The organism is Sphingobacterium shayense (genome assembly GCF_013179575.1).
In the GTDB taxonomy this organism is placed as follows: domain Bacteria; phylum Bacteroidota; class Bacteroidia; order Sphingobacteriales; family Sphingobacteriaceae; genus Sphingobacterium; species Sphingobacterium shayense.
On the sequence record NZ_JABMCQ010000036.1, the window covers coordinates 20,207 to 27,865 of the forward strand.

At 39.1% G+C, this 7,659-nt stretch carries 8 protein-coding genes; 3 read left to right on the forward strand and 5 right to left on the reverse strand.

Features of this window, described 5'->3' with window-relative positions; genetic code table 11:
• Nucleotides 1-3: 3 nt before the first annotated feature.
• The gene (gene mqnC / locus HP439_RS06555) at nucleotides 4-1,125 is read right to left on the reverse strand and encodes a cyclic dehypoxanthinyl futalosine synthase (RefSeq protein ID WP_172389541.1); all 1,122 of its coding nucleotides are present in this window, start codon (nucleotides 1,123-1,125) and stop codon (nucleotides 4-6) included.
• Nucleotides 1,126-1,407: 282 nt separating this feature from the next.
• On the opposite strand from mqnC, the gene HP439_RS06560 reads away from it, so the two are divergent.
• Nucleotides 1,408-1,680 carry a GNAT family N-acetyltransferase gene (locus HP439_RS06560; protein ID WP_172389542.1) on the forward strand — a complete coding sequence of 91 codons (273 nt, stop codon included), beginning with the start codon at nucleotides 1,408-1,410 and terminating at the stop codon, nucleotides 1,678-1,680.
• 91 nt (nucleotides 1,681-1,771) lie between these two features.
• Here the strand turns inward: HP439_RS06560 and HP439_RS06565 are convergent, their stop codons facing one another.
• The 3 genes from HP439_RS06565 to kdsB form a co-directional block, all read right to left on the reverse strand.
• Nucleotides 1,772-2,536 carry a sulfite exporter TauE/SafE family protein gene (locus tag HP439_RS06565; protein ID WP_172389543.1) on the reverse strand — a complete coding sequence of 255 codons (765 nt, stop codon included), beginning with the start codon at nucleotides 2,534-2,536 and terminating at the stop codon, nucleotides 1,772-1,774.
• A gap of 3 nt (nucleotides 2,537-2,539) precedes the next feature.
• Nucleotides 2,540-3,217 (reverse strand): HAD family hydrolase, encoded by a 678-nt coding sequence (locus tag HP439_RS06570; protein WP_246229290.1) that lies wholly within the window; start codon nucleotides 3,215-3,217, stop codon nucleotides 2,540-2,542.
• 352 nt (nucleotides 3,218-3,569) lie between these two features.
• The gene (kdsB, locus tag HP439_RS06575) at nucleotides 3,570-4,313 is read right to left on the reverse strand and encodes a 3-deoxy-manno-octulosonate cytidylyltransferase (RefSeq protein ID WP_172389544.1); all 744 of its coding nucleotides are present in this window, start codon (nucleotides 4,311-4,313) and stop codon (nucleotides 3,570-3,572) included.
• Between the two features lie 161 nt (nucleotides 4,314-4,474).
• On the opposite strand from kdsB, the gene HP439_RS06580 reads away from it, so the two are divergent.
• Nucleotides 4,475-6,259, forward strand: coding sequence for an ABC transporter ATP-binding protein (locus HP439_RS06580; RefSeq protein ID WP_172389545.1), 1,785 nt, complete (start codon nucleotides 4,475-4,477; stop codon nucleotides 6,257-6,259).
• Nucleotides 6,260-6,355: 96 nt separating this feature from the next.
• Nucleotides 6,356-7,333: a 1-acyl-sn-glycerol-3-phosphate acyltransferase gene (locus HP439_RS06585; RefSeq protein WP_172389546.1), complete on the forward strand. Its 978-nt coding sequence runs from the start codon at nucleotides 6,356-6,358 to the stop codon at nucleotides 7,331-7,333.
• A 65-nt stretch (nucleotides 7,334-7,398) separates the two neighbouring features.
• Here the strand turns inward: HP439_RS06585 and HP439_RS06590 are convergent.
• The coding region (locus HP439_RS06590; RefSeq protein ID WP_172389547.1) for a phosphoribosylformylglycinamidine synthase subunit PurQ at nucleotides 7,399-7,659 on the reverse strand (261 nt) is incomplete at its 5' end.

A 7,659-nucleotide genomic window follows, 5' to 3' on the forward strand; every position in this document is an offset into this window, starting at 1 on the left:
CGTTTAATAATTGATAACTTGTTCTTCCATCTCGGGTAGTTCTCTGAATTCATATTTTTGAGTACGAAGTTGTGGAACAAACCCCGCCTCTTTTATGGACTCTTGAATCGAGGTCGAAGTAAACCGATGGGGCGCACCTGCCGCGGAAACAACATTTTCTTCAATCATTATCGAACCAAAATCATTCGCGCCGGCGTGTAGACATAGTTGGGCTGTACGTTTACCAACGGTAAGCCAAGAAGCCTGGATGTTTTTTATATTGGGAAGCATAATTCTACTTAATGCGATCATGCGTATATATTCTTCGCCTGTTACTGTATTCGTTATGCCTCTTAGTCGCTTGAGTAGCGTGCCGTCATCTTGGAAAGGCCACGGTATAAAAGCTACAAATCCGTCTGCTCCGGAAGGTTTTTCGTCTTGTACTTCACGTATCCACACCAAATGTTCAAACCGTTCCTCAATTGTTTCAATGTGGCCAAACATCATTGTCGCAGAAGTAGGTAGATTTATCTTATGTGCAGCACGCATTACGTCAAGCCATTCTTGCCCGCCACATTTACCTTTGGAAATTAATCGGCGTACTCTGTCGTTGAGGATTTCGGCACCCGCTCCAGGAAGAGAATCAAGCCCGGCGCCTTTTAGTTCGATCAAAACATCGATATGCTGCATTCCCTCTAATTTGGCAATGTGTGCAATTTCGGGGGGGCCAAGTGAATGTAATTTTAGTGCTGGATATAACTCCTTAAGTTGTTTGAATAATGTAGAATAAAATTCTAGACCTAAATCGGGGTGGTGTCCCCCTTGCAGCAACAATTGGTCGCCACCAAATCGGAATGTCTCTTCGATTTTTTGTTTGTAAGTGTCAATATCTGTAATATAGCTGTCTTCATGCCCAGGACGACGGAAGAAATTACAAAATTTACAGTTTGCGACACATACATTCGTAGTATTAACATTGCGGTCAATTTGCCACGTTACCTTACCATGGGGTACTTGTATCTTCCGAAGTTCATTCGCTACGTACGTAAGATCGGCTGTTGCCGCATGACGGTAAAGGTGCACCCCTTCTTCTTTAGTCAGAGACTCAAAGTTTAGGGCTCGTTTAAGTAAAATATCTACATTCATTGTAAACAAAGATACACAGGATTTTTTTTAGTCTGAAATCTTTGACCAAGTAGAATAAGTACGGTTAATTTACCGCTTTTACATTGGAGGATTCGTAATTGGTCGTTCGCTGGTAAAACTATTTTTTAGTTTTTCCGTTATGTCTATAGGGAAGTCCTGCGTATTTGACGACAACAATCAAAAACACTAGCTTTAAGTTGGTATGTTTTAGGCCACAAATAGATTTGGTACGTTGTCCGAATAGGAAGTCCAATAACTATTGAAAATCTTAAAATATTTCGTATGGAATTGGTACATGTAAAAAGTCAAAAACGGTGGTTAGCATTGAACGATGAAATTCAGATTGGCGAACTTATATATGAAATTACGAAGGATAATATGACGATTTCTCATGCTGAAGTTGATGCGCATTATCGCGGACATAAGATTGCTGAAGAACTCGTATTATCTGCCATTCAACAAGCAAGGGAAAGTAAACTGAAGGTCGTTCCTGCTTGTTCCTTCGCAAAGATTGTTTTCGAACGATATCCTGAACAGCAAGATCTTCTAGCATAGTCGTTTGGTATTTATTTCTCGGCGTATCAGGATTGACAGCAACGGTTCAGTCCTTTTTTATTTGAGAAACCAACCCAATATGTCAAAACTCCTAAACCAAAATTAACATTACTGCAGAAAGTAACACTAGGAAGATTATAAGCTGTCGAAACTGTGCTTCGGGTAGTATCTTAAGAATCCGTATTCCAATATAGCCTCCTAGAAGAATAAAAGGGATAGCAACGATATTAACATAGAATCCTTGCCAACTGAGGTTTTCCCAAACGAATGCTTGAAGCGGTATTTTGGAAAAGTTTAACAGCATAATGAACCAAGCTGAAGTGGCTGCAAATGTGACTTTATTTAACCGCTTTGATAGCATATAAACAGAGAGCGCAGGCCCCGCAGCATTGCCTATCATTGTAGAAAAACCGAGTATAAAACCGAATACAGGTGAATACCAGTATTTTCTGACAAGTGCCTCTTGTTTCACGTTAGAAATCTGTTCGAGCCATAGCATCGTAAGAACACCAATAATTATACAACTTCCAATCATGAGTTTGAAAAGTGTATCATCGATGTAATTCCCTAGGATAAGCCCAATTGCCATTCCTATTATTGAGGCGGGTAACAGTTTCTTGATTTCTCCCCAAAGAAATTCTTTTCGATAGTATATAACGGCGATCACGTCAGCAAAACATAAGAGGAGTAGAATAATACCGGTAGAGAATTTTGCTCCAAATAAAAAAGCAAATAGGGGGACGGCGATTGTTCCGATATTTTGTATGCCAGTTTTAGACATACCGATCAACATCGCACAGAAAAAGTATAATACCCAACCCCAGGGGGACGCAATGAGTTGCCAGGCTTCAACCATCTATTATGATGTTAAAAGGTCTATTACTTTACTTGCATTGATTTCGCTATAATCATTTATGTATAAAGAACAAGCAGGGAGCTCCTCTCGTGTGTGCGAACTTAGTACGCCTACAACCTTCATCCCTGCATTTAAGCCAGCCGTAACACCAGAAAAGGAGTCTTCGAACACCAAACATCTGTTAGGCTCAAGCCCCATGTTTTTTGCTGATTTCAAATATACTTCTGGATGAGGTTTGTGTAATGACACGTTCTCGCTAGCAAGTAGCGATTCCATTTTGTCCTCTATACTTAATTTATCCAATATCAGATTTAAGTTTGCTCGCGGTGCTGAAGTGGCTACCGCGGTCTTTAACCCATGAAATTTCAAATCGTCCAAGAATTCTTTGTAGTAGGGAATTGTTTCAACTTTGCTGCTGTATATTTCGCGAAAGAGGGCTTCTTTCTCATCTTCAAGAGCTTTGAGCTCGTTACCGGCAATCGGGCGTCCGAAAAAATGGGTCATAATATGGCTGTTGTGTTTACCATACATATGTTTTTCGAAATCTATTTGGGTATATGGTATTTTGTATTTATCAAAAAAAACGGTAAATGCCTTCGCATGGAAAGGGTTTGTATGACATATTACGCCGTCCATATCAAATATTACCGCATATTTATTTTTCATTTCTAATGATCCCATTGTGTTAGATATCTATTAATAGTAGTTTTCATCGGGGCTCAGGAAATTGCAATCATAAACATCAATGAAAACGTAAAAGGGGGGAACCGTTGAGTCCGCGCCATTTTCTCTAGAATAAAATTTTGGCAAAGATACGTTGATAAAATTCAATATCATAATTGCCCAACTTAGATCGTCTAATTAAAAGTCGAATGGAAGAAAGGTGTCCGGTCTGTCCACCTCCGGAGCTCCAGCTGTGTTTCTAACGGCAAGAAAGGGCACGTTGAAGCACCTTGTATAAACTATTCTCTGGTAAACTCGCGATGTCGCTGCTGTCTCGCCGTTCAAAAATTGGTTTGCAGTATTTTTGCAGTTAACGATGAAAATATCGCTTTCGGATCAAATCTATATCTCCGGGCAAATCAACAGATATGGTGTCATGTTCGGTATGAGCGACCTTTATCGTGTATCCATTTTCGAGCCAACGTAATTGTTCTAGTGCTTCGCTTTTTTCCAATGAGGAAACAGGTATTTGTGTTATTTTTTTTAGGATGTCAACTCGATAGCCGTATGTTCCGATATGTTTGTAATACGGCCGATTAGCGAACCATTTATCTCTTTCTTCTCCTCGTATGAAAGGGATGGTTTGACGGGAGAAATAGAGGGCATGTTGATTAGTATCGAAAGTAACTTTAGGAATGTTTTCGTTGAAAAGATCTTCCGGATCGCTAATTTTTTTGACTAATGTACCAATATCGGTGGTGGGATCTTTAAAAAGAGAACATAGAAGCTCGATTTGTAATGGATTAATAAACGGCTCATCTCCCTGTATGTTAATTGCGACATCGAACCCCGAAATTTTGTTAACTACTTCCGCACAGCGGTCGGTGCCAGACACGTGTTGATCAGATGTTAGTATTACATTGCCAGCAAATAACCGAACATGATCCACTATACGGTCATCATCAGTTGCGATAACCACCTCCGATAGGCTTGTACAGCTTTTTACCTGTTCATAAACACGCTGAATCATAGATCTGCCTTCAATATCTGCAAGTGGTTTGCCTGGAAACCGAGAGGATGCGTATCGTGCTGGGATAATTCCGATTATTCTCATACGCCAAATTAACAAGTAAAAATGCTGAATTAAAAATTTAAATTCGAGTTTGTACGAATATGGCGATCAGTTAATAAATTCGAGTATCCAAAACTATCGAATTTCAATATATATTATTCCGATTAATAAACTTTTCTCTTTTTTTGATGTTTAATTAGACAATGACGATTGGGCAACTATACACAAAAATTCTTCCATTCACCAGACCCTATAAGAATCTCATTTTTTATACATTAGGTTTGACGTTAGTAGGTTCTTTCGCTGCTCAGGTGAATGCATTTATCTTGAAATATACGGTAGATTCTATCTCAAATTTATTGGTTAATAAGGAAACTCTCTCAGCGGGTTTTTATCTGTTGGGTATTATAGCTTCTGTGCTTTTAGGAAAGGAAGTTTTGTATGCAGGTTTACAATTTGGGCAAAAATTTTATGGTGAAAAATTGCGAATTATGATCGCTCGTGATTTTTCGCAATCGATCATTGAGAAAATCTTAACATATAAGATGGCTTTTTATAGCTCGTCGACAAATGAATCTGGAAGACTGCAAACGCGGATTGATGCGGGGATTAGCAGTCTAACGCGCTTGGTGCAAAATTTTTTTATTGATATTTTTCCACTTTTTGCCAATGCTATTGTTGCTCTCGTATGCATGTTTCTTGCCAATTTTTATGTTGGGCTCGTCGGCTTGATGGTTATTCCAGTTTATTTTTATGTCTCTCAGCTGCAGGCACAACGTTTATCGGGTTTTCGCCGAAACATGAGAAGCTACCGTGAAAATAAGAGTAACCAAATTATTAATCTGATCGAATCTATTCTGGTGATCAAATCGTTTGTTCGTGAGAAATCGGAGGCCTCGCGTCATAAACAGATTCAATTTGATATGACTGAAAATCAAATGGCAACGCGTAAGACGAGTTTTCTATTTGACAGTATTAAGAATTTCATAGAACAAATAGGCGTTGTTTTGGTGATTATTCTTACTGCCTATTTTGTATTAAACGAAGAGATGACGATAGGGGCTATTATGTTTCATATTATGCTGTTCGGTAACGTGTCTGCTCCGATTCGTCAGTTGCATAGAATCTACGACGAGGTGAATGATGCGTTGATCTATTCAGAAAGTTTCTTCGACATTCTCGAATCGGAACATCAGAAGGAGGAAAGTGGTAGTTACCGTCCGTTTTCAATCACTGGTAAAATCGAAATTAGAAACGTTGATTTTAATTATCCTAACGGTTATCAGGCGCTATCCGGTGTGAACATGACGATCCTTCCAAATCAAAACACTGCTCTTGTGGGACTTTCAGGCGCAGGGAAGAGCACGGTAATCAATCTTCTGGATAAGTTCTATGCCCCGACAAAGGGAAATATCCTACTCGACGGCGTTGATTTGACCGAGTATAACACCGAATTCTTACGTCAGAACGTGGGCCTAGTGTTACAAAGAAACCATATTTTTAAAGGAAGCATTGAAGAAAATATTCGCTATGGAAAAACGGATGCAACAGTTGACCAGATAAGGGATGCTGCCGTCAAAGCATATATTCATGAGCAGATAATGGAATTACCAGATGGTTACGATTCCCCGGCGCACTTATTGTCTGGCGGGCAGCAACAACGTATCGCTATAGCTCGTATGTTTCTCAAAAATCCGCCAATAATTTTCTTAGACGAGCCGACGGCTAATCTTGATGCGATAGCTACAGAGCAGATAAAGAAGAGCTTAGATGCTATTAAGGAAGGACGGACAGTTATTATTGTTTCTCACAGCATTTCGCAGATTATTGATTCGGAACATATTATTGTTATGGAGAGCGGGAGAGTCGTAGAAGATGGAACGCACGAGGAACTTTATGCCAACCACAGTTCCTATTATAAGATATTCAATGCGATGGCGAACAGTCTGAATGTCGAAAAAATTACCAAATCGATGCACCATTATTGAGCATTGCGATTTTTGGCATCCTGTTGGCTGCACCCCTTTCCAATAGCAGTATTTTTTTTCGTAAATTGTAAAAACTAAATTTTAGAAAATCTGTATATGTTTTACAAGGTATTAAGGTATTCCGTCCGTCAAGGCCTTCGTTGGTATATTTCGGATTTAAAAATTACAAATCTACAGGGACATTCTCTGGTAGGGCCGTCTATTATTTTATCAAACCATCCTAATTCACTTTTTGATGCTTTGGTACTTGCGGCATATGTGCCCGGAGAAATTCGATACTTGGTAAGAGGTGATCTTTTCCGGCACCCAATAGTGAACATTCTTCTACGAGCTTTATACATGCTTCCGGTCTATAAAAAAAACGATGATCCGGAGTACGCTGTCAAGAATGATTTTACTTTTGATGAATGTACTAGACTCCTTGAACAAGGGAAGCACATTTTGATTTTTCCAGAGGGAAGATCGGATAACTTATGGAAATTAAGACCGTTTATGAATGGTGGAATCACAACATTAATTGAACGGGCCTATCGTGCCGATATCCCTTTACAAATTCAGCCGTATGTGTTAAATTATAGTTCATTTCGTTTCGTCCCTAAAGCGATGACAATTAAAGCCCTTCCTGTAATTGATTCCACAGAATATATTGAGGGAAATCAAGTTAAGACGGCAACGATTATACATGATTTGCGAGAGAACCTATTGGAAAATATGACGGAATTTCCGTTGTCTCCATCAACAGTAAATAATACGGAGAACGAGTGGATGCGTATCCCTGCAAAGCTGGGATATTATTCCCATAATTGGTTCTATAAATTGTGGCGCAATTATATTCGTAAGAAAACTGCGGGAACAATATTTTATGACTCTATTCTATTTGTTGCACTTTTTCTGTCTTATCCTTTGCTGGTCCTCTTTTTAAGCTGGATTATAGGTTTAATTTTGGGTTTTTGGGCTGGACTATTTGTTTTCGTTCTACTACCGACATTGGCATACTGTATGGTTTTTTATCAACCAGTTAAAGTTGAAACCGAAGTGAACCGACCCAAAGAGAATACGTTCGAAAAAGTATAATTGAATCGGTCTATAACACAAATAAAGTCACCAGATGGTGACTTTATTTGGTAATTGTTTAAAATTTACTTTATTGGATTTTCGATCCATTTTCGAGCATTTACAAACGCTTCAATCCACGGTGTAACTTCATCTTGGCGTCCTTCTGGATAGTTTGCCCAGTTCCATTGGAACGTTGAACGTTCAATGTGAGGCATTGTTACCAGATGTCGACCCGAAGCATCACACATCATTGCAGTATTGTAATCTGAACCATTTGGGTTGTGCGGATATTGATCGTATGCATACTTAGCAACAATTTGATAACGGTCCTCGCTTTCTGGTAA